This is a genomic window from Rahnella sikkimica (assembly GCF_002951615.1).
In the GTDB taxonomy this organism is placed as follows: Bacteria; Pseudomonadota; Gammaproteobacteria; order Enterobacterales; family Enterobacteriaceae; genus Rahnella; species Rahnella sikkimica.
The window spans coordinates 2,028,896-2,050,275 of sequence record NZ_CP019062.1; the positions used below are offsets into that span (position 1 = coordinate 2,028,896).

The 21,380-nt window shown below is 53.3% G+C and carries 28 protein-coding genes and 1 pseudogene; 26 read left to right on the plus strand and 3 right to left on the minus strand.

Annotated elements, in window-relative coordinates; all coding sequences use genetic code 11:
* The first annotated feature begins 209 nt into the window (after positions 1-209).
* Positions 210-1,781, plus strand: coding sequence for an AAA family ATPase (locus tag BV494_RS09200; protein ID WP_104922603.1), 1,572 nt, complete (start codon positions 210-212; stop codon positions 1,779-1,781).
* Between the two features lie 2 nt (positions 1,782-1,783).
* Complete coding sequence (locus tag BV494_RS09205; protein WP_104922604.1) at positions 1,784-2,893, plus strand: hypothetical protein; 1,110 nt, start codon at positions 1,784-1,786, stop codon at positions 2,891-2,893.
* A 16-nt stretch (positions 2,894-2,909) separates the two neighbouring features.
* Here the strand turns inward: BV494_RS09205 and BV494_RS09210 are convergent, their stop codons facing one another.
* The 3 genes from BV494_RS09210 to BV494_RS26275 are packed head-to-tail and all read right to left on the minus strand — an operon-like array spanning position 2,910 to position 5,809.
* Positions 2,910-3,926 (minus strand): phage portal protein, encoded by a 1,017-nt coding sequence (locus BV494_RS09210; protein WP_104922605.1) that lies wholly within the window; start codon positions 3,924-3,926, stop codon positions 2,910-2,912.
* Complete coding sequence (locus BV494_RS09215; RefSeq protein WP_104922606.1) at positions 3,927-5,690, minus strand: terminase ATPase subunit family protein; 1,764 nt, start codon at positions 5,688-5,690, stop codon at positions 3,927-3,929.
* On the minus strand, positions 5,687-5,809 hold the full coding sequence (locus BV494_RS26275) for a hypothetical protein (protein ID WP_255414951.1): 123 nt from the start codon (positions 5,807-5,809) through the stop codon (positions 5,687-5,689). The genes BV494_RS09215 and BV494_RS26275 overlap by 4 nt, the downstream gene beginning before the upstream one ends.
* A gap of 23 nt (positions 5,810-5,832) precedes the next feature.
* Between BV494_RS26275 and BV494_RS09220 the strand changes: the two genes are divergently transcribed.
* From BV494_RS09220 to BV494_RS09330, 24 genes and pseudogenes are all read left to right on the plus strand, one after another.
* On the plus strand, positions 5,833-6,681 hold the full coding sequence (locus tag BV494_RS09220; protein WP_104922607.1) for a GPO family capsid scaffolding protein: 849 nt from the start codon (positions 5,833-5,835) through the stop codon (positions 6,679-6,681).
* A 35-nt stretch (positions 6,682-6,716) separates the two neighbouring features.
* Entirely contained in the window at positions 6,717-7,856 is a 1,140-nt protein-coding gene (locus BV494_RS09225; RefSeq protein WP_104922608.1) for a phage major capsid protein, P2 family, read from the plus strand.
* Positions 7,857-7,859: 3 nt separating this feature from the next.
* Positions 7,860-8,516 carry a phage terminase small subunit gene (locus BV494_RS09230; protein WP_104922609.1) on the plus strand — a complete coding sequence of 219 codons (657 nt, stop codon included), beginning with the start codon at positions 7,860-7,862 and terminating at the stop codon, positions 8,514-8,516.
* Positions 8,517-8,612: 96 nt separating this feature from the next.
* The gene (locus BV494_RS09235; protein WP_104922610.1) at positions 8,613-9,083 is read left to right on the plus strand and encodes a head completion/stabilization protein; all 471 of its coding nucleotides are present in this window, start codon (positions 8,613-8,615) and stop codon (positions 9,081-9,083) included.
* Positions 9,083-9,286, plus strand: a complete 204-nt coding sequence (locus BV494_RS09240; RefSeq protein ID WP_104922611.1) for a tail protein X — start codon at positions 9,083-9,085, stop codon at positions 9,284-9,286. Before BV494_RS09235 ends, BV494_RS09240 begins: the two co-directional genes overlap by 1 nt.
* Before the next feature lie 5 nt (positions 9,287-9,291).
* On the plus strand, positions 9,292-9,501 hold the full coding sequence (locus BV494_RS09245) for a phage holin (protein WP_104924760.1): 210 nt from the start codon (positions 9,292-9,294) through the stop codon (positions 9,499-9,501).
* Positions 9,482-9,991: a lysozyme gene (locus BV494_RS09250; protein ID WP_104922612.1), complete on the plus strand. Its 510-nt coding sequence runs from the start codon at positions 9,482-9,484 to the stop codon at positions 9,989-9,991. The genes BV494_RS09245 and BV494_RS09250 overlap by 20 nt, the downstream gene beginning before the upstream one ends.
* Complete coding sequence (gene lysB / locus BV494_RS09255; RefSeq protein ID WP_104922613.1) at positions 9,991-10,416, plus strand: Rz-like lysis system protein LysB; 426 nt, start codon at positions 9,991-9,993, stop codon at positions 10,414-10,416. The genes BV494_RS09250 and lysB overlap by 1 nt, the downstream gene beginning before the upstream one ends.
* The gene (lysC, locus tag BV494_RS26080; protein ID WP_255414952.1) at positions 10,310-10,549 is read left to right on the plus strand and encodes an Rz1-like lysis system protein LysC; all 240 of its coding nucleotides are present in this window, start codon (positions 10,310-10,312) and stop codon (positions 10,547-10,549) included. Before lysB ends, lysC begins: the two co-directional genes overlap by 107 nt.
* Positions 10,512-10,979 (plus strand): phage tail protein, encoded by a 468-nt coding sequence (locus BV494_RS09265; protein ID WP_104922614.1) that lies wholly within the window; start codon positions 10,512-10,514, stop codon positions 10,977-10,979. Before lysC ends, BV494_RS09265 begins: the two co-directional genes overlap by 38 nt.
* Complete coding sequence (locus BV494_RS09270; protein ID WP_104922615.1) at positions 10,972-11,421, plus strand: phage virion morphogenesis protein; 450 nt, start codon at positions 10,972-10,974, stop codon at positions 11,419-11,421. The genes BV494_RS09265 and BV494_RS09270 overlap by 8 nt, the downstream gene beginning before the upstream one ends.
* A 56-nt stretch (positions 11,422-11,477) precedes the next feature.
* On the plus strand, positions 11,478-12,482 hold the full coding sequence (locus BV494_RS09275) for a hypothetical protein (RefSeq protein ID WP_104922616.1): 1,005 nt from the start codon (positions 11,478-11,480) through the stop codon (positions 12,480-12,482).
* 95 nt (positions 12,483-12,577) lie between these two features.
* Positions 12,578-13,219: a phage baseplate assembly protein V gene (locus BV494_RS09280; protein WP_104922617.1), complete on the plus strand. Its 642-nt coding sequence runs from the start codon at positions 12,578-12,580 to the stop codon at positions 13,217-13,219.
* Positions 13,220-13,347: 128 nt separating this feature from the next.
* Positions 13,348-13,698, plus strand: a complete 351-nt coding sequence (locus BV494_RS09285; RefSeq protein WP_104924762.1) for a GPW/gp25 family protein — start codon at positions 13,348-13,350, stop codon at positions 13,696-13,698.
* A 2-nt stretch (positions 13,699-13,700) separates the two neighbouring features.
* A complete protein-coding gene (locus BV494_RS09290) occupies positions 13,701-14,609 on the plus strand; it encodes a baseplate assembly protein (RefSeq protein WP_104922618.1) in 909 nt (302 codons plus the stop codon).
* The gene (locus tag BV494_RS09295) at positions 14,602-15,210 is read left to right on the plus strand and encodes a phage tail protein I (protein WP_104922619.1); all 609 of its coding nucleotides are present in this window, start codon (positions 14,602-14,604) and stop codon (positions 15,208-15,210) included. The genes BV494_RS09290 and BV494_RS09295 overlap by 8 nt, the downstream gene beginning before the upstream one ends.
* A pseudogene (locus tag BV494_RS09300) lies at positions 15,207-15,797 on the plus strand (phage tail protein); the annotation flags it as partial. The gene BV494_RS09295 and the pseudogene BV494_RS09300, both read left to right, overlap by 4 nt.
* A gap of 77 nt (positions 15,798-15,874) precedes the next feature.
* Positions 15,875-16,204: a hypothetical protein gene (locus BV494_RS25840; RefSeq protein WP_192938109.1), complete on the plus strand. Its 330-nt coding sequence runs from the start codon at positions 15,875-15,877 to the stop codon at positions 16,202-16,204.
* 8 nt (positions 16,205-16,212) lie between these two features.
* A complete protein-coding gene (locus BV494_RS09305; RefSeq protein WP_192938110.1) occupies positions 16,213-16,605 on the plus strand; it encodes a tail fiber assembly protein in 393 nt (130 codons plus the stop codon).
* A 153-nt stretch (positions 16,606-16,758) separates the two neighbouring features.
* A complete protein-coding gene (locus BV494_RS09310) occupies positions 16,759-17,928 on the plus strand; it encodes a phage tail sheath protein (protein WP_104922621.1) in 1,170 nt (389 codons plus the stop codon).
* A 13-nt stretch (positions 17,929-17,941) separates the two neighbouring features.
* Complete coding sequence (locus BV494_RS09315) at positions 17,942-18,451, plus strand: phage major tail tube protein (protein ID WP_104922622.1); 510 nt, start codon at positions 17,942-17,944, stop codon at positions 18,449-18,451.
* Between the two features lie 58 nt (positions 18,452-18,509).
* Positions 18,510-18,791 carry a phage tail assembly protein gene (locus BV494_RS09320; protein WP_104922623.1) on the plus strand — a complete coding sequence of 94 codons (282 nt, stop codon included), beginning with the start codon at positions 18,510-18,512 and terminating at the stop codon, positions 18,789-18,791.
* Between the two features lie 32 nt (positions 18,792-18,823).
* Entirely contained in the window at positions 18,824-18,946 is a 123-nt protein-coding gene (locus BV494_RS09325; RefSeq protein ID WP_104922624.1) for a GpE family phage tail protein, read from the plus strand.
* The gene (locus tag BV494_RS09330) at positions 18,939-21,377 is read left to right on the plus strand and encodes a phage tail tape measure protein (RefSeq protein ID WP_104922625.1); all 2,439 of its coding nucleotides are present in this window, start codon (positions 18,939-18,941) and stop codon (positions 21,375-21,377) included. The genes BV494_RS09325 and BV494_RS09330 overlap by 8 nt, the downstream gene beginning before the upstream one ends.
* Positions 21,378-21,380: the final 3 nt, after the last annotated feature.

Here is a 21,380-nt window from a genome sequence, read left to right on the forward strand (position 1 = left end):
ACACCAGTGCTGACGTGGATCACAGTGGATCACGCAACTGCATTAAAAGCGACCTATAAAGCGGGCAGGCGTGGCGGGGATAGCATTGCGCGCTGTGCAATCAACTTCCACAGGTTCCTCTGATTCAACAAAAAAACACAAGAAAATTTTCTATTTATTTGATGATTTTCTTTTAAAAAAAACTTAGCATGTGAAAAAGGAGAGAATATATGCTTGAATCTATTGGAGTAAACAACTTTAGAAGTTTTAAAACTGAGACTACCATTGAGCTTAAACCAATTACGGTTTTTGTTGGTAAAAACAGCAGTGGAAAAAGTTCTGTATTACGTACATTCCCTTTATTTCGACAGTCTCTTGAGTCCAATACTACCGGCCCAATATTATGGTATGGACGTTACGTTGATTTTGGTGATTTTGAGGAAGTTATCTCTAATAATTCATTAAAAGATACAATTGAATTTAAATTTATCCTTTCCATAAGTGAGGATAGAAATAAAAAATTCAATAGGTATTCTCATCGAATCGCAAATACTGAGGACACTAAGTTCGACGTAAGACTAAAACTCAAGGCTAAAGATAAAAAAACAAAAGCGAATGAAATAGAAATAAAATTACATGACGTCACTATAAATATATATATTGGAGACAATGACAACGCAAGCTTTAAGATTACTTCCGGCAAAGTTGTAATCGAGAAAGATGGCCTTGTGGCTACAAATCTTGGGCAGTTTATTCCTCGAGTTTTATTGAAAAAAAAAGAGGAAGTAATAAGTACGACGACCGGAATTAAGAACCAATATTATTCTAATAGACCATATCAACCAAACGAATTAGAGTTAACGTTCCTCCAGTCAGGTTTAAAAATCCTAAGAGAATATTTCCATACAAACACTGACACAGACAAGATATTAAATGGCCTTGATAGGCTTGGTTTTGTCAAAAAAGACGTGTACAGATACCTTCTTGAGGGAGTATTTAAAGAACAAAGATTCTTTGTTAACAATTTCAATAAAGATCCAAGCGCCATCGTAGATAAAATTTATCCATACACTATTGCTTGGAACCTGAATTCCATATTGAACATTATTAACTCAGAGTTGACTGAAATATTTTCTTCAATTAGATATATAGCACCACTCAGGGCAACCTCTGAACGATTTTATAGATTCCAAGATTTACAAGTGGATGAAATAGACCATACAGGTTCTAACCTTGCAATGCTGTTAAACTCACTGAAACCAACAGAAAAAAATCAATTTGAACAATGGACAAAAGTCAATTTTGGATTTTTTGTAAAGGTAAAGCAAGATGGCCCTCATTTCGCTGTCAGAATTGTAACTGATAGTGATGACACAGAATATAATATTAGCGATATGGGTTTTGGGTATTCTCAAGTCTTGCCTATTTTGACTGCTATTTGGATGGAAACAGAAAGAAAGAAAGCCATTAAAGATAAAAAAATTATTTTCATAATAGAACAACCGGAACTTCACTTACATCCCGCCTATCAACATACCTTAGCTAAAATTTTTGCAAAAGTTATCGCAAAAGCTAAAGAAAACTCGATCAATATTCAAATAATATTCGAAACCCATAGTCAAAACATGATCGAGTCTCTTGGCGAGTGCATAGAAGATAAATCTATCGATATAACACCAGATGACATTTCAATTATTATTTTTGATAAAGAGAATGGAAAGTCCACTAATACTTCCATATCAACATTTGATGACGATGGCATGCTAAACAATTGGCCTATTGGTTTCTTTTCAGGAAGATGATCATGATAATTAAAATAATAAATATAGAGAAAATCAACTTCTCAAACATCTCTCACGCACAAGCAATTGAGAATGTCATTCGTTCTTTTGGAGAAAAAAAACACATAATAATTGCCAATAAGGATTTTTTCGAAAATGTAATTACTGAAAAAAACGGTGTCTTTAGCAGAATATTAAAACAATCTGCGGAAGAGGCTCGTCGGGCTCAGATGGAATACTCGTCATTACTAAAATTCGTCAATTTCAATGTAGTGCTTGATTTCAATATTAAAGGTAAAGATTATCTATGGAATCAATTGCACGACTCAGAAACATTGACTGTGGGGCCAGATTTTTTTGTTGATTCCGCATCTGTTCAGGATGCCTTAATCGTTTGCGAAGATGTAAATGATTCGGATTTTTATAAAGTAATTGCAAGCTACTATTCAAAAAAAATAAAAGCCAACCTTTTAAATATAAAATTTCAAGCAATTAATGGTGGCGGAGGAAGCACTAAAAGAATTTTCGATAGAAAGGTAAACAACCTCGAAGTAACTCTTTGCATACTTGATAACGACAAGAAACACCCCAAATACCCTGAGGGAGGTACTTGCAAAAATTTTAATGGTGAAGCCCATCTGAAAACAGGAAGGATAATAGTCATTAACGCCCACGAAATTGAATCATTGATACCATTCGATTTATTAGAAAATATTCTTATTGAGGATAAGGCATCCGTTGAAAAAATAGAGTCTCTTGATAGATTCCGGAGGATTTGTTCAGAAGATCAGACGGCCAAATTCTTCTTTGACCATAAAAAAGGGCTGGATATAAAGACAGCATTTGATTTAGATAAAAAATATGGGAGTTATTGGCTTCCATTAATCAATAAAGCAAATTCAGATAGTTTTAGTGAGTGCGTTAATAACAATGAATGTGACTGTGATTCGCCTTGTTTTACAATTGCTGGATTCGGTGACAGTTTACTCACTAAATCAACAGCATATATTAACAATAACAATCCAAAAAACTTCTCGCCCTCTCTCACTGGACACTTAGAAGAACTATGGAATTATATTGGTAAGTCTTTTTTCAGCTGGAGTTGTGCCCCAGCAAAAAAAGTAAGATTGTAGATTCCTTGCACTTAAATTAGTTAAAAGCATAATTTTTGAAGTTAACAATACAGTTCTTAACTATAGTATTAACCTCCTTCATCCTCTCCTGCAGCGGCGTCAGTTCGTTCCTCACAAACACTTGCGCCGCCTTCTCCACATCCCCAAACCCGCCTGCATTATCAGGAATGATCCCCATCATCTGCGGCGGAACGCGGTGTGCGCTCAGCAGGTCATCCCGGCTGGATTTCTTGATGTTGAAGAAATCATCCTTAGTGGCGACCTCACTCAGCGGCAGAATCTGAATGCCGTCTTTCTTGCCGTTCGGGGCATACATGAACAGGTTGCGGAAGTTGCCCAGACCTTTGGTATCCCTCATTGCCTTACGCATTGAATCAATATCACTGCTGCTTTGCGCGGCGTCGGTCATATACAGGATGTAACCTGCGTGCGCACCGTTCTGGTAATACTTACGGCGGAACAACGTCGCAGCTTCATTCAGCCAGGCAGAGTTAAGTGCACTCAAGTATTCCGGCAAGCCATATATCTCCTGGTTAATGTCCGGTTCGATCAGGTGAAAAATGCTGCCTGGTGCGAACTGATGCGGTTCTTTCCATCCCTGCACAAACCAGTAAGTCCCCTCTTCCACTCCACGTCGCACATATTTAGCCGGTACAGCTTCAAAGCGTAACGGTTCGCCGAGCTGGTTGCGGATCAGTTCCAGGTACGCATTCCCGAACACCAGATAGTCCAGCGCGAATTTGCTGAACTCCTGCTGGCTCAGCAATGGATGCGGGATAAATGTCGAGGCGAGGATATTACGCTTCACGTAAATCGGCGAGCTGTGATGAACGGCGGCGCGCAGGCTGCGAGCCAGACCGTCGAAACTGACCGGTGGTTCATACCAGCGGCCGTTGCCGGTGCATTCGATGTAATCCAGAATCTCACGGCGGTCTAAAACCGGCGTCGGATCACCGAAGCTGAATACCTCCGCGCCCTGCTGGTTTTCAGTGGTCGTGGTCTGTGTGGTTTTACGGTATTTGCGCTTGCTCATTTAGTAGAACTCCAGAATGTTCGGGCTTTGTCCGCCATTGGCGGCGGTCAGTGGTTCGTTTAACAGGGCGTGCATGATTGCCCACGCGACGTCGGCGTGGCTGGCCTCTTCACTGCGGCTGGCTTCGTAGGTTGAACGGTTGCCGCTGGCGGTCATCGTTTTGCGTATCGCCATAAACGACGCGGTGATGTCGGTATGGCCGGTGTCGTACTCCAGACGGCCGGAGCTGATAGTGTCTTTTGCTTTAAGTACCAGTGCGGTTTTCACCTCGGGGCTGTAACGGATCTCACGCGCCGCCGGAAAGAACTGCTGAACAAGCTGGAAAACACCCTGCCCGATGCCAGTCGCATCAATGCCGATGTATTCAACCGCATAGCGATTGGTCAGTTCTTCGATGCTTTTAGCCTGTGCGGCAAAGTCCATGCCCTTCCACTGGTGACGCTCGAGCACGCGGAACTTGCCACCAGCCACCACCGGCGGAGCGATCACCGCACAGCCTGCGCTGTCGCCGGTGTGCGACGGGTCGTAACCAATCCACACGGGACGATAGGCAAACGGTCGTTTCAGGTACGGGTCGAAGTCTTCCCACTCGTCCAGACTGTCCACCATGCAGCCCTGCAGCTCGGCGAACGGGAACACCGACGCCTGATCGTCCACAAACTCACACATCAGCAGGTTTTCATATTCTGCGGGACTGTATTCCAGTTGCAGCTGATCCAGGTCGAACAGGTTACAGCCACCAGACAGCGCATCCTCCACCGTTACAATCTGTCGCCACTGGCCGTCATCGCACAGCACGCCTTTTGACAGGTGCGCATGCGTCAGATCCAGGTCAATTCTGTCTGCTTTATTGCGACGACCTTTGTTGAACAGTTCACCCGACCAGAACGGATAGGCGCTGTGTGCCAGGCTCGACGGCGTAGAAAAGTAGGTGCTTCGCCATTTCTTATGCAGTGACATACCGGAGGCGACTTTGCGCAGCTCCTGAAACTTGGGGATCCAGAAGTATTCGTCCAGGTACAGATTGCCTGTATAGCTCTGCGCAGTGCGGACGTTGGTACCGAGAAAAATCAGCCGTGCGCCGTTAGGCAGCACAATCGGGTCGCCTTTTAAATCGACGTCCACCTGTCGGGCAAAGTCGATAATGTAGTTCTTGAAGACGTGCGCCTGCGCCTTACTGGCCGACAGGAAAATCTGATTGCGGCCGGTGGTCAGCGCATCAATCAACGCTTCCCGGGCAAAGTAGAAGGTTGCGCCAATCTGGCGGGACTTGAGGATGTTGCGAATACGGTGTTGAAGTCCGGCCTGATGCCATCCGCGCTGATACTCAAACGACGTTTCAATGAAGATGTCGCCGAGTTTCTCAATGGCCTCATCGCTGAAAACATTCTTCTCCGGCGCTTTGCGTTCGCCCTTATTACGGTTGGCAACGTTCGGATTTAAATCAGCCTCGCTGCCGGTATGGTTGTAACGTTTTACCCGTGCCAGGCGTTCAATCTGTCGGCCTAACAGGTCGATCTCTTTGTAGTCCTTCCCCTCCTTCACATCTTTCATGACGAGCTGGATAAGCCGCGCTTCCATGCTGGTTTCCACGCGAGAAATGGGCGCAATGGCCTCCCACTGATCGCGAGTTTTCCAGCTCTGCACGGTCGGCGTTTTTTGGCTCAGCATCTCCCCGATTTGCCGCACAGAAAAACCCTGCCAGTAAAGCAGTGCCGCCTGTCGGCGCGGGTCGCTGATGATGGTGGAGTTTGAAATATTCATGCCGCCACGTTACCGGCCAGACAGCCGTTTTTCGCGCTGCCCACGTTGTGCCATCGGGCAACAACCCGCATCGGCTGGCGGCCAGTGGTGACTGTCTGGAAACTAACTCCTGTTCTCAACACTCATTACCGGAGTCAGTTACATGGCAAAGAAAGTATCAAAATGGTTCCGTATCGGGGTCGAAGGCGACACCTGCGACGGCCGCGAAATTGATGCTAACGACATCAAGCAAATGGCGGAGACGTACAGCGCGAAAGCCTACGGTGCCCGCGTCAATCTGGAACATATCAAAGGCGTCTTACCGACCAGTGATTTCCGCCGCTATGGTGACGTGATCCAGTTGAAAGCCGAACAGATTGATGATGCGGCTGAACCGCTGCTTCATTACAAATGGGCGCTGTACGCGATGATCAGCCCGACTGCGGATTTAACGCAGATGGTCGGCGACGGGCAAAAGGTTTACACCTCAATGGAGATCAAACGTAACTTCGCCAACTCCAATAAATCCTACCTGGTCGGTCTGGCCGTCACCGATGACCCCGCAAGCCTCGGCACTGAAATGCTCGAGTTCAGCCGTAAAGCCAGACAGAACCCGCTCGCCGGTCGTAAAACCGATCCGGACAGCCTCTTCACTGTCGCCACCGAAGCACTGATTGAGTTTGAAGATGCGCCGGAAACTGCCCCTTCTCTTTTCGCCCTGGTGAAACAAAAGCTTTCACGTAAACAGGCGTCAGACGATGCCCGCCTGGCTGATGTTCATGAAGCTGTCAGCGAAGTTGCTCAATACGCTCAGACTGAACTGGATAAGCATGAAACCAGCCTGACCGATCTGTTGAGCCGCGTCGATACCTTGGAAAAATCCACCGCTGCCGAACATGACGCCCTCACTGAACTGAAAGGCAAGCTTGCGCAGACACCGGCGCAGAACTTTAACCAGCGCCCGCACGCCACTGGCGGCACAGGCGCTGACGAGACAGTGACCGACTGCTGATCCGACACATTTAATTCACCCTCAGGAAATAAGTCATGAAAAAAGAAACGCGCTTTAAATTTAATGCGTTCCTGTCTCAGCTCGCCAAACTCAACAACGTTGACGTCGGCACGCTGGACAAGAAATTTAACGTCGATCCGTCCGTCACGCAGACGCTGATGACCCGATTACAGGAATCCTCAGAGTTTCTGACCCGTATCAACATCATTCCGGTGGACGAAATGATGGGCGCGAAAGTTGGCGTCGGCGTCACCGGCACGATTGCCAGTACCACCAACACTGACGCGGGTGACGAGCGTGAAACCGCTGATTTCACCAAGCTCGATCAGGAAGGCTATCACTGCACCAAAACCAACTACGACTTCCACTGGATGTACAGCAAGCTGGATTTGTGGGCGCGCTATAACGATTTTCAGACCCGTTTGCGTGACGCCATTATCAAGCGTCAGGCGCTGGATCGCATCCTGGTCGGCTTTAATGGCGTTTCACGCGCACCGACGTCTAACCGGGTTCAGAATCCGCTGTTGCAGGATGTCGGCGTGGGCTGGTTGCAAAAATACCGCCTGAATGCCCCAACCAAAGTGATGGGCATGATTGTCGCCGAAGACGGCACCGTGACCAATGAGGCGGTGAAAGTCGGTGGCGAAGGTGAGTACAAAAACCTCGACGCGTTGGTCTTTGATGCGGTGAATGAACTGATCGACCCCATCTATCAGGACGACACCGAACTGGTGGTGATCTGCGGCCGCAAGCTGCTCGCGGATAAGTATTTCCCGCTGATCAACAAACAGCAGCCAAACACTGAGGCGATGGCCGCTGACCTGATTGTCAGCCAGAAACGCATCGGCAATCTGCCCGCCGTGCGTGTGCCCGGCTTCCCTGCTAACGCCATGCTGATCACTCGTCTGGATAACCTGTCCATTTACTGGCAGGACGGCACGCACCGCCGCCACGTTGAGGAAGTACCAAAGCGTGACCGTATCGAAAACTACGAATCCATTAACGAGGATTACGTGGTGGAAGATTACGGCTGCGGCTGTCTGATCGAGAACATTGAAGTGACCGCCGGAGAAGACGACGCCGCTGAAAAGGCCGAACTCAGCAAATTCACCTCAGCGATCGTTGATGCCATCAAAACTGCATCAGGTACCACTGCACCGGCAGCTCAGGAGTAAGCCATGACCAGCCCTGCCCGACGTCATTTGTTGCGGCAGTCAGCTATCGAAGCCGCGCAGCAGGATACCAGCCTGCTGCGTCATGCCACCGGCTATGAACTGCTGCTGCAAAAGCTTAATGCTGACCAGAAAGCCCTGAAGAAAGCCTATTCCGCTGAGAAAAAGGCAGAACTCAAACGCAAGATGCTGCCCGAATATGCGCCTTGGGTGGCGGGCGTTCTCGCCGAGGGTAAAGGCGCACAGGACGCCATCCTGATGACCATCATGATCTGGCGTATTGATGCCGGTGATTATACCGGTGCACTGGAAATCGCCCGCTATGCGCTGCATTACAAGCTGGCGATGCCGTTCGGCAAACGCCCTGCCGGTTATGCGCTGGCGGAGGAAATCGCCGACATGAGCACCCGCGCTCATGCCGCCGGTGAACCGGTCAGTCTCGATGTGCTGATGACCACGATGGAACTGACTGACAGTGAGGATATGCCGGACCAGGTACGCGCCAAGCTGCACAAAATCACCGGCTACCTGTATCGCGACGCAGAAAAACTGCCGCTCGCCCTGCAACACCTAAAGCGCGCCTTCCAGCTGAACAGCAACTGCGGCGTTAAAAAGGATATTGAGCGGTTGGAGTCAGCCATCAAAAAGGCGGCCAACAGCTAAACAGAACGCGCCCCGCGCCGGACGGCACGCCAGCCGCGACAGGTCAGTGACCTTGTTCAACGCTGGCGTCCACCGTCCACCTATTCAGAGGTCACTATGTCTCTTGTTGTACCTGCACCAAAGCCGGACGCCGCGACGGAACCCGCGATCAAAAACACGCACTTCTGGCCGGATATCAGTCCGTTGGAGTTGCGCGACACGCTGCGCCTGGAAGGAACGGTCACCGCCAAACGTCTGCGAGCCGTCATTAAGTTCGCGCTGACCGAAGTGAATGCCGAGCTTTACAGCTACCGCGTCGCACAGCTGGCTCAGGGATACAAAACCCTCGCTGATGTACCAGCTGACCAGATTGATGACGAAAGTATCAAAGTCTGTGCCTACCTGCGGGCGGTTTCATCCATTACAGCTGCCATTCTGGCGGAACGATATCCGAACAGTGATACCACCGATGCTGGCAGTAAAAAGGCGGAAATTGTCGAAAGTACGGTTGATGAACTGTGGCGTGATGGCCGCAATGCGATCAGCGATGTCGCTGGCGTGTCGCACTGTGTGATCGGGCTGCTCTGATGAAAGTCTATGCCGAACAAGGTGACACCGTTGATTCGCTCTGCTGGCGGTATTACGGGCGTACTGAGTCGGTGATGGAACAGGTTTACGCGGCTAACGTTGGCTTAGCCGCACAGGGGGCAATTCTGCCCCATGGCTACGCGGTGGAGCTGCCGGACATAAGCCTGCCCGCAGTCAGCGAAACCGTCTCACTTTGGGACTGATGACCATGGAGCGCATCACCTCGTTTATTTGTTATTGCATCGCCGTGTTTCTGGCCTGGCTGGGGGGCATGTCTTATCAGGATATCGCCTTTTTGGTGGGTGCCGCCGTCGGCGTCGCGACCTTCCTGGTGAACTGGTACTACCGGCGCAAAACTTACCGCCTGCTGAAAGAAATGGGCGTAAGAGGGGACATTAATGCCGCCATCAATCGTTAGACGCTGCGCCGTCGCCTCAGTACTTGCGATTGCCGCGCTGCTGCCACAAACGCCGACGTTGCAAACGTCCGCCGCCGGTCTGGCACTGATTGCCGATTTTGAAGGCTGCCGCCTGTCTGCCTACCAGTGCAGCGCAGGCGTCTGGACAAACGGTATCGGGCACACCGCAGGCGTGAAGCCGCAAACGCAAATCAGCGAACGGCAGGCCGCCGTTAGCCTGGTGGAAGACGTGATGCGGGTGGAGAAAGGCATTGCGCGCTGTATGCCGGTTGCCATGCCGCAGCCGGTGTATGACGCCGTGGTGTCGTTCGCGTTTAACGTCGGCGTGACGGCGGCCTGCAAATCAACGTTAGGGTTTTTCATCAACAAAGGGCGATGGCGTGACGCCTGCGAGCAGTTGCCGCGCTGGGTGTTTGTGAAGGGCGAGCGCGTCACCGGCCTGGAGCGCCGCCGCGCGAATGAGCTGGCCTACTGCCTGCGGGGTGTCTGATGCGCATTGTGATTGTTTTATTGCTGGCAGCCTGCGCGCTGGCGGGGCTGCAAACCTGGCGTATCGGTGGCCTGAATGACAAGGCTGAACAGGCGCAGCGCATTATCGGCACATTGTCCGCCGGTATTGAAAGCCGCGATAACACCATTAACCGCCTGAACGATGATGCCGTGATGCGGGAACGCCAGGAACAAAGCCTGCGCACCCAGCTCGTACAGGCGGGGGAGCAGGCACGCGTCCGTGAAGTTCACATTCAAAGGTTACTCAATGAAAATCAGGAAATGCGCGACTGGTATGCAGCTCGTCTGCCTGACGGTATTGGCCGGATGCACCAACGCCCCGCCTTTGCCAGCGCCGCAGATTATTTACGTTGGCTGTCCGGCGGTAACGAGTTGCCCGATACCAGCAAGCTCACCGGCCACTAACGGCGATTTAAGCAGTGACGTCAGAAACCTGGAGGCCGCGCTGACCGCCTGCGGCCTCCAGGTGGAAGCGGTCAAACAATGCCAGGAGGAACACCGTGTTAAAACCCGCCCAACTGAGAAAAGCCTTAACTGACGCAGTGCCGGTGCTACAAACCAGCCCCGACCAGTTGCGCATGTTTGTGGATAACGGGCGCATCGTTTCCACGTTAGCCAGCTCGCTATCGTTTGAATACCAGTATCAGACCGAGCTGCTGATCACCAACTTTGCCCAGGACTGCGATCTGATTATTGTGCCTATCCTGGCCTGGTTGCGTGAGAACCAGCCAGACATTATGGCGACACCGGAAAAGCAGCAGACCGGCTTTAAATTTAAGGCCGACATGCTCGATGATGGTTCCTATGATATCGCGATTGACGTGCAGCTCACCGAGCGCGTGATCGTGAAACAGATTGATGCCGGTCTGTATGTGGAGCACTTTCCGGAACCGCCGCTGCCGGAGCCGGTGGAAAGGCCGCGTGAACTCTACCTGCACGGCGAGTTAGTGAGTCAGTGGCATGAGTGAGCTGTCAGCGTTTGATACCCGCCTGGCGGGACTGATTGCGGCGCTGTCACCGCAAAGCCGTAAGGCGATGGCGGCAACCATTGCGAAGCGTCTGCGCAAACATCAGCAGCAGCGCATTAAGCAGCAGGTTACACCCGACGGTAAACCCTTCACGCCCCGCCGCCCGCAGTCTTTGCGGGCAAAGAAAGGCCGCATTAAGCGGGAGATGTTCGCCAAACTGCGCACGGCAAAATACATGAAGGCCAAAGGCACCGCAGACGACGCCGTGGTGGAATTCACCGGCCAGGTTCAGCGCATGGCGAAGGTGCATCAGTTCGGGCTGCGGGATCGTCCGTCTGTCCGTGCAAAAGAAATGCAGTATCCGGCGCGCCCGCTGTTAGGACTGGATGCGGAAGATATGAAGATAGTGGAAGATGTACTGATGGAGCTATTAAACCAATAGTATCAAGGCTTACTCTGCCTTATGATTTAAATAATTCATTTTGCGGGAGGCTGGTAATGCAAGACGTTTTCTACCTTACGATGTTAATAACTTTGCCATTTATATTGCCTGTAATAGTAGCTATGTTTCTTTATGGAAATGGCTCGCCGTTCCTTTCAAGGCTTAAAGGGATTTTTGTTTTGCGTTTTGACGAGGGCTTGTCTGGACAATGTCTTTTATGGTTATCAATAACGATTCCTCTTTTGTATGCCATATGTCTTGCAATGATCGCATGGAATGGGTATGAAATATCATTGACCTCTGAAGGCTTAAAAACATTTATTTCGATTAGTGCAATGCCGATAACAATAGCTTCACTTTCAATTCCATTGTCAGTTTTGGTTGCCAGATTTCACTCGTCGGGACAAACTGCAACCCAAATAAAAATTACTCGCCAAAAAAACAATGTCGACTTGTTTCACGCTCATAGAAAAGAACTTTTTTCTTACTTTAGCCAGATTGGAGAGATGAATTATCAAAGTGTATTTACGGCTAAATACAAAGTTCACCCAAGGCTACACCGCATTGCTTTCAAAGGTAAGCCAATAGATGGTCAGCCTGTGTGCAATGAACGATACTTCAAGGATTTAAATATAGAAATAAATACTATAGCGAATTTTCTTGATAAGGTTGTCAAACATAAAACCGAAGATGTTTTTTCATATTATGCATTAAATTTATCTCCAAAAATTTATCATGTAAGCATGCTTCTTGGATTGCCTGAAATATTTGAAGATATTGATTGTAAAAGTATCACTATTGAAGAGGATATTAAAGGGGTAACGAAAAAATTCACTACTATTGGAACGACCACGTTAGAAGCAATAGTTGCTTTAAGATATATTTACAACTTCTATTTAAATCTTTGTGATTTCGCAGACTATAAATATGATGATATTGATAAAGAATTTTCATATTTGTTTGGCGGGGATGAGTATAAAACGGCTTATGGATATTTGGTTATTGAATATTTACATGCAGAAGTTATAAGTCGAAGAAAAATCATCAAAATGCACTCATGATTCTTATCTAAAAAACTCTTCATCTACCGTTGTGCCATCGATAGTCAACCCGCCTCAAATTGTATGCCGCCTGACAGGGCGGCATTCTTTTATCCATGAATACATCCATCCCAAACAGCGACATTCCGCGCCTGCTGCGCAATCTGATCCGCATTGGCACCGTTGCCGAGGTGGATTTAGAGACGGCGACCTGTCGCGTCAATACTGGCGGCAACGTCACCGACTGGCTGCACTGGCTGACGTCCCGCGCAGGACGTTCCCGTTCCTGGTGGGCACCGTCCGCCGGTGAACAGGTTCTGCTGTTCTGCCTGGGCGGCGAGCTGGATACCGCCTTTGTGATGCCTGGCATTTTTTCTAATGACTGTCCTGCACCGTCCGCGTCAGCCGATGCGCTGCATGTGTCATTCCCTGACGGCGCGGTGGTCGAATACGAACCAAAAACCGGCGCGCTGCTGGCAACCGGCATCAAATCCGCCACGGTAAACGCCTCGGACAAGGTGTCTGTCACTGCTCCGCTGATCACCTGCACGGCGAAAACCCGCATCACGCTCGACACGCCTGAAGTGGTCTGCACCAACAGGCTCACGACGGGCAGCCTGGAGGTGAAACAAGGCGGCAGCATGACCGGCAACATCACCCACTCAGGCGGCAGCCTTACCTCAAACGGCGTGGTTGTTCATACCCATAAACACGGCGGCGTCCAGACGGGCGGCGGCAGCACCGGCGCGCCTGCCTGATAACGAGGAGTTTTGAATGAATGTTTTCTTATCGGTTTTTTGTGCGTCAATTTCAGGGGGAATGCTGGCGAACGATACGGGCGGCTGGTGGCTGGTTGCCATTCTTGGCCTTATTTTCCTTTGCGCTCATGACTAACGCCAAATACATCGGCCTCGCTCGCGACACGGGGCGCAGCGTCGAAGACCTGGCGCACATTCAGCAGTCGGTCAGCGACATTCTGCGCACGCCCGTCGGTTCCCGCGTTATGCGCCGTGACTATGGTTCACTGCTATCGATGCTGACTGACCGCCCGCAGAATGCGGCGCTGCGCCTGCAAATCATGGCGGCCTGCTACAGCGCGATCCTCAAGTGGGAGCCGCGCGTCAGCCTGACCGGCATCACCTTTGAAACGACGTTCGACGGGAAAATGGTGGTGGATATCACCGGCACCCGCAAAGACACGTCAGCCGCCATTTCATTAACCTTACCCGTGAGCTAACCATGGCAACTATCGACCTGAGCCAGTTACCCGCCCCCGACGTGGTGGAGGTGCTGGATTACGAAACCCTTCTGGCTGAACGCAAAACCACGCTGGTATCGCTGTACCCCGAAGACCAGCAGGCCGCTATTGCCCGCACGCTTACGCTGGAATCTGAACCCATTGTGAAGCTGCTGGAGGAGAACGCCTACCGTGAAGTGATTTTGCGGCAGCGCATTAATGAGGCCGCCGAGGCGGTGATGGTGGCTTATGCCACCGGCGCAGATTTAGATCAGCTCGGGGCAAACGGCAACGTGCCCCGCCTGACCGTCACCGCCGCCGATGATACTACCGTGCCCCCGACGGCGGCGGTGATGGAAGCAGACGGGGATTATCGCGGGCGCATTCCGCAGGCGTTTGAAGGGCTGAGCGTGGCGGGTCCGACGGGCGCGTATGAGTATCATGCCCGCAGCGCCGACGGACGCGTGGCGGACGCCTCGGCCATCAGTCCGTCACCGGCCAACGTCACCATCACCGTGCTGTCCCGCGAGAACAACGGAGAAGCCAGCGCCGACCTGCTGGCGATTGTGTCGGCGGCGCTCAACGATGAAAACGTGCGCCCCGTGGCTGACCGCGTACTGGTGCAGTCGGCGTCCGTGGTGAATTACCGCGTTGACGCCACGCTGTATTTGTACCCAGGTCCGGAGGCTGAACCCATCCGCGCCGCAGCGCAAACGAAGCTGCAAGCCTACATCACCGCACAGTCACGCCTGGGGCGCGACATCCGCAAATCTGCCCTTTACGCCGCCCTGCACGTTGAGGGCGTGCAGCGGGTGGAGCTGGCCGCGCCTGCGGCGGATGTTGTCCTGGACAAAACCCAGGCCGCCTACTGCACCGGCTACCAGTTAACGCTCGGCGGCACCGATGAATAGCCGCCTGCTGCCGGTGGGGTCGTCCTCGCTGGAAGTAGCCGCCGCGCAGGCGTGCGCCGCCATTGACGCGCTGCCGGTGCCGCTGCGTCAGCTCTGGAACCCCGACAACTGCCCGCTGCCGCTGCTGCCATATCTGGCGTGGGCGTGGTCGGTTGACCGGTGGGATGAAACCTGGCCGGAGTCCACGAAGCGCGGCGTGGTGCGGGCGGCGTATTTTGTACACCGGCATAAGGGCACCGTGGGCGCGCTGCGCCGCGTGGTGGAGCCGCTCGGCTATCTGATCCGCGTGAGCGAATGGTGGAAAACCAACGACACGCCAGGCACGTTTCGCCTGGATGTCGGCGTGCTGGAAACCGGCATCACCGATGACATGTATCAGGAGCTGGAGCGCCTGATTGACGACGCCAAACCGTGCAGCCGCCATCTGATTGGCCTGTCCATCAACCTCGACGTCAGCGGTGCGTTTCCCGTTGCCGCCGCAAGCTACAGCGGCGACCTGCTGACCGTTTACCCCTACACCCCTGAAAACATCACCGTCTCCGGCAGCGGTTTCGCCGGTGCGGCGGTTCACCATATCGACACCGTGAGGATTAACCCGTGACAACCAAATACTTTGCCCTGCTGACGAACCAGGGGGCGGCAAAGCTGGCAAACGCCGCCGCCCTCGGCACGAAGGTACAAATCACCCAGATGGCCGTCGGTGACGGCGGCGGCACGCTGCCCACGCCTACCGGCACCCAAACGCAGCTTATCGGCGAAAAGCGCCGCGCCGTGCTCAACGCCCTGAGCGTGGACGCCGCCAACAGCAGCCAGATTATTGCGGAACAAATCATTCCCGAAAACGAGGGGGGATTCTGGATCCGTGAAATCGGTCTGTACGACAGCGACAATACGCTGATTGCCGTCGCCAACTGCCCCGAAACCTATAAGCCGCTGCTGGCCGAAGGCAGCGGTCGCACGCAGACCGTGCGCATGATTTTAATCATCAACAGCACCGATGCGGTGACGCTGAAAATCGATCCGGCGGTGGTGCTGGCAACCCGCCAGTATGTGGACGCGGCGGTGATTGAGGTGAAATCCTATGCCGATAAAGTCCTGGAAAAACACCTGAACGCCGTGAATCCCCATGCGCAATATGCATTGGCGGAGGCCGTAGCGACAGCCCTGACCGGTAAACTGGCAAAAGACCAGAACGGTGCGGACATTGCCGATAAGGCCAAATTTAATGCCAGCCTGGGCTGAGTGATATTGTGCTGGCGGGCATCATGGGTGGAGGGCTGGCAGGCATTGGTCACATTAAACTTCCCATTATTGTGGGGGGAGTAAAACGGACGGTGGTTATTCAATGGGGGGACTTTAGTGATTTTGCACATAGCTCAACGCCTGCAATCTATGAGATCGAGGCCGTATTACCCGTAACGCTCAGTACTGTTTTTCGTAATTTCGTTACATTTTACGACGATTCGGCTAAATCCGGTGTTGTTCCGTCCGTTGAGTTGAGAACAGGTTCTGCAACTACATCACGTATAGCGTGTCGGGCAATTAATGCCATTAACTCCACACGTATTAACTATCTGTCCATCGGATTATTATGAGGCTTACTATGTTTTATGCTGCGTCTACCAATTCTTATTACCTGCCGGAATCCCCCTGGCTGCCGGATGATTGCGTGAACATCACGGAGGAAACGTATCAGGCACTACTTGAGGGTGGCCGTTCCGGACAGGTGCTGACTACCGATGAAAAAGGCTATCCCGTGCTGGTTGCCCGTACCTGGTCGCCGGAGGAACTACAGGAGATTGCCGGATCCCAGCGCGTGGCACTTCTGGCTATGGCCGACGACGCCACCAAAACGCTGAGAACGGATCTGATGCTCGGGATAATCACCGACGACGATAAGGCGAGGCTCACCACCTGGCAAACCTATATCAAAGCGCTGAAAGCGGTGGACACCGCCCGCACGCCGGATATTACCTGGCCTGAAATTCCCGCCTGAATATTGCCCCGAAAGGGGCTTTTTTGTATCGAGCACAGTCATATCGGGCTGCGCTGCAACCACGTTGTGCCATTTCCCACACTTCCCTCCCGCCGTGCCTGCGCGCAAACAACACGCGATGATTGACGTCACCCCAATCACAGGAAAAACACCATGGCTGATTATCATCACGGTGTGCGCGTTGTTGAAATCAACGACGGCACCCGCGTTATCTCCACCGTTTCCACCGCCATCATCGGGATGGTCTGCACGGCATCCGATGCCGACGCCGACGCGTTCCCCCTCGATACGCCGGTGCTTATCACCAACGTCCTGACCGCCGCCGGAAAGGCAGGCACCAAAGGCACGCTGTATCAGTCGCTGATGGCGATTGCCAACCAGGCAAAACCGGTTGTTGTCGTCGTGCGCGTCAAAGAAGGTGAAGACGACGCCGCAACCACTTCCAACATCATCGGCGGCACCGACGCCACCGGCATGTATACCGGCATGAAAGCCCTGCTGTCCGCGCAAACTGAACTCGGCGTAAAGCCGCGCATTCTCGGCGTGCCGGGGCTGGATAATCAGGACGTCGCCACCGCACTTGCCGCCGTCTGTCAGCAGCTGCGCGCCTTTGGTTACGTCAGCGCCTGGGGCTGCAAAACCGTGTCCGATGCCATTAAGTACCGCGACAATTTCAGCCAGCGTGAACTGATGGTTGTCTGGCCGGATTTCGTGTCCTGGAACACCACCACCAATGCCAGCGACATCGCGCCTGCCACCGCTTACGCGCTCGGCCTGCGTGCCAAAATCGACGCCGAAACTGGCTGGCATAAAACCCTTTCGAACGTTGGAATCAACGGCGTCACCGGCCTGTCTGCCAGCGTGTACTGGGATTTGCAGACCACCGGCACCGATGCCGACCTGCTGAACCAGGCGTGCGTCACCACCCTTATCCGCAAAGACGGCTTTAAGTTCTGGGGGCAGCGCACATGTTCTGACGATCCGCTGTTCCTGTTTGAGAACTACACCCGCACCGCGCAGGTGCTGGCCGATACCATGGCGGACGCGCACCTGTGGGCGATGGACAGGCCAATGACCCCGACGCTTATCAAAGACATGATTGCGGGCATTAACGCCAAGCTGCGCGAAATGAAAACCGCCGGTTACATCATTGACGGTAACTGCTGGTATGACGCAGAAGCCAACACCGTGGACACCCTGAAAGCGGGCAAACTCACCCTTGATTACGACTATACGCCGGTGCCGCCGCTGGAAGATTTAACCCTGCGTCAGCGCATCACCGACCAGTACCTGGCGACGTTCGCCACGTCCGTTAACAGCTAAGAGGCGCTAAAACATGGCACTGCCTAAGAAACTGAAATACCTGAACCTGTTTAACGACGGAAACAGCTATCTCGGCCTGGTCAGCGCGCTGACGCTGCCGAAACTGACCCGCAAGCTGGAGAACTATCGCGGCGGCGGCATGACCGGCTCCGCCTCCGTTGATTTTGGCCTGGACGACGACGCGCTGAGCTTTGAGTGGACGGTGGGCGGGCTGGATGAACTGGTGTTGCAGCAGTGGGGCGCGGTCGATGCCGTGCCGCTGCGCTTTGCCGGTTCCTTCCAGCGTGATGACACCGGTGAAACCTCCGCCGTGGAAGTCACGATGCGCGGCCGCCACAAGGAAATGGATTTCGGCGAGTACAAACAGGGCGAAGACACCGAAACCAAAATCACCACCCAGTGCACCTATTTCAAGCTGGTGATTGACGGCAAAGACATGATTGAAGTCGATACCGTGAACATGGTGGAAATCGTCGGCGGCGTTGACCGCGTGGCGGAACACCGCAAAAACATCGGCCTGTAACCCGACCCCCGCGCCGGATTCCGGCGCGAAAACTCCCCTTTGAATAAGAGACACCGTTATGTCAGAACACAATGAAAACATCGTAATTCTGGAAGAACCGATTAAGCGCGGCGACACGCTGATTAACCAGATTGAAGTCATCAAACCCAATGCCGGACACCTGCGCGGCATTGGCCTGGCGGCGCTGGCGAATGCCGACGTTGACGCACTCACCGTCATTCTGCCGCGCATTACCGCCCCGAACCTGACCGCTCAGGACTGCAAAAGCCTGAACCTGCCCGACCTGATTGCCCTGGCGGGTAAGGTGATTGGTTTTTTATCGCCGAAATCGGAACAGTAAAACTTCCCCCGACCCTGACGGTCGATGACCTGATGGCGGATATCGCGGTGATCTTTCACTGGCCGCCGTCAGAAATGAACCCGATGACGCTGACCGAACTTTGCGCGTGGCGTCATAAGGCCATGCAGCGCAGCGGAGCCACCGACAGTGAGTAACTTAAAATTAGAGGTGCTGTTAAAAGCGGTTGACCAGGCGACCCGCCCGTTTAAAGCGGTGCAAAACGCCAGTAAAGCGCTGTCCGGCGATATCCGCAATTCACAAAACAGCCTCAAAGACCTGAACGCTCAGGCCGGGAGAATTGACGGGTTCAGAAAATCCAGCGCCCAGATGGCCGTCACGGCTCAAAAGCTCAAAGACGCCAAAACGGAAGCGCAGGCGCTGGCGATCCAGTTCAGAAATACCGCCAATCCTACCCGCGCGCAGACGCAGGCCATGGAGTCCGCGAAGCGCACCGCCCAGGAGTTGCAGACTAAATTCAACGGGCTGAGGCAGTCGGTGCAGCGCCAGCGCACCGAGCTGTCGCAGGCGGGGATAAGTACGCGCAACCTGGCTGAGTCTGAGCGCCGCCTGAGAACCTCTATCAGTGAAACCACGGCGCAGCTCAACCGGCAGCGTGAATCTCTGGCACGCGTCAGCGCGCAGCAGGCCAAACTCAACGCGGTAAGAGGACGTTATCAGGCCGGTAAACAGTTCGCCGGAAGCGTGACCGCCGCCGGTGCGGCTGGCGTGGGCATTGCGACGGCGGGCACGGCGGCGGGTGTCGGGATACTCAAGCCTGGTTTTGACTTTGCGCAGAAAAACTCAGAACTCCAGGCAACGCTCGGGTTGTCCAAAGACTCGGCGGACATGCTGGCTTTGCGCACGCAGGCGCGGCAGCTCGGCGACAACACCGCCGCCTCTGCTGACGATGCCGCCGCCGCGCAAATCATCGTGGCGAAATCCGGCGCGGATAAGGACGGCATTCTGGCGGCGACGCCGACCATCCTGAATCTGTCCCTGGCGAACAAGCGCACCATGGAGGAGAACGCCACGCTGCTGATGGGCGTGAAATCCGCGTTTGGCATGACCAATGACACAGTGGCGCACATCGGCGATGTGCTTTCCACGGCCATGAATAAGTCTGCCGCCACCTTTGAAGGGCTGTCTGACACCATGACCTACGCCGCGCCCGTGGCAAAACAGGCCGGTATCAGCGTCGAGGAAACCGCTGCGATGGCCGCCGCGCTGGCGGATGCCAAAATCACCGGCTCGATGGCGGGCACCGGTGCCCGTGCGGTCATTACCCGATTGCAGGCACCGACGGGCACCGCCGCCGCGGCGCTCGGTGAGCTGAAGGTGAAGACGGCGGACAGCAAAGGCAACATGCGCCCGCTGTTTACCATCCTGAAGGAAATGCAAAAGAGCTTTGAGAAAAACAAGCTCGGTTCGTCGCAGCGTGCGCAGTACATGAAGGCCATCTTTGGCGAGGAAGCGAGCTCGGCGGCGGCGGTGCTGATGGGCGATGCATCATCGGGAAAACTGGATGAACTGAGTAAGGCACTCAAAACCTCGGATGGTAAAACCGAGGCGCTGGTGGCGGTGATGCAGGACAACCTGGGCGGCGACTTTAAGGAATTTCAGTCCGCCTACGAGGCCGTCGGCACTGACCTGTTTGACCAGCAGGATTCTTCCCTGCGCAACCTGGTGCAGACCGCTACCGGCTACGTGCTCCAACTGGATAAGTGGATTGTGAACAATAAAGCCCTGGCGACCACCCTTGGCAAGGTGGCGGGCGGTGCGCTGCTGATTACCGGCGCGCTTGGGGTGTTTGGCCTGGTGGCGGGTCCGGTTATCAGCGGCATCAATCTGATTGTCGCCGCTGCCGGTATCCTCTGGACAATTCTCGGCACGGTAGGCGGTGCGATTGCGACGGTGATCGGCGGGCTCACGCTGCCGATAGTCGCGATTGGCGTGGCGATTGTCGCCGGTGCGCTGCTTATCCGTAAATACTGGGAGCCGATCAGCGCCTTCTTTGCGGGTGTGATTGAAGGGCTGGGGATTGCGTTCGCGCCGGTAAAAGAGCTGTTTGCACCGCTCCAGCCGGTTTTTGACTGGCTTGGCGATAAGCTGAAAATGGTCTGGCAGTGGTTCAAAGACCTCATTGCGCCGGTGAAATCCACACAGGACACCCTGAATAACTGCAAGGACACCGGCGTGATGTTCGGGCAGGCCATCGCAAACGCGCTGACTGCGCCGCTGCAGGCATTCAATAAGCTGCGTCAGGGCGTGGACTGGCTGCTGGAGAAGCTCGGCATCATCAAGGATGAATCAGCAGACCTGGATAAAAACGCCAACAAAGCCAATCACGCCGCCGGTACAGGACGGGAGCCGGTTGCACTGCCAGCGGGGAACGCGCTGGGCGGTGCGTATGTGCCGGTGTCTACCGGTGGGGGTGGCGGCTACGTTGACCGCAGCATCCACAACTACCAGATTTCAGCCGGTAACGCTCTGGGCGGTGCGGATGCCAGCAAACAAATCCGCGCCGAGCTGGAAGCCCGTGACCGCGCCCGCGCGGCACAGCAGCGTTCCCGCATGGATAACGATTAAGGA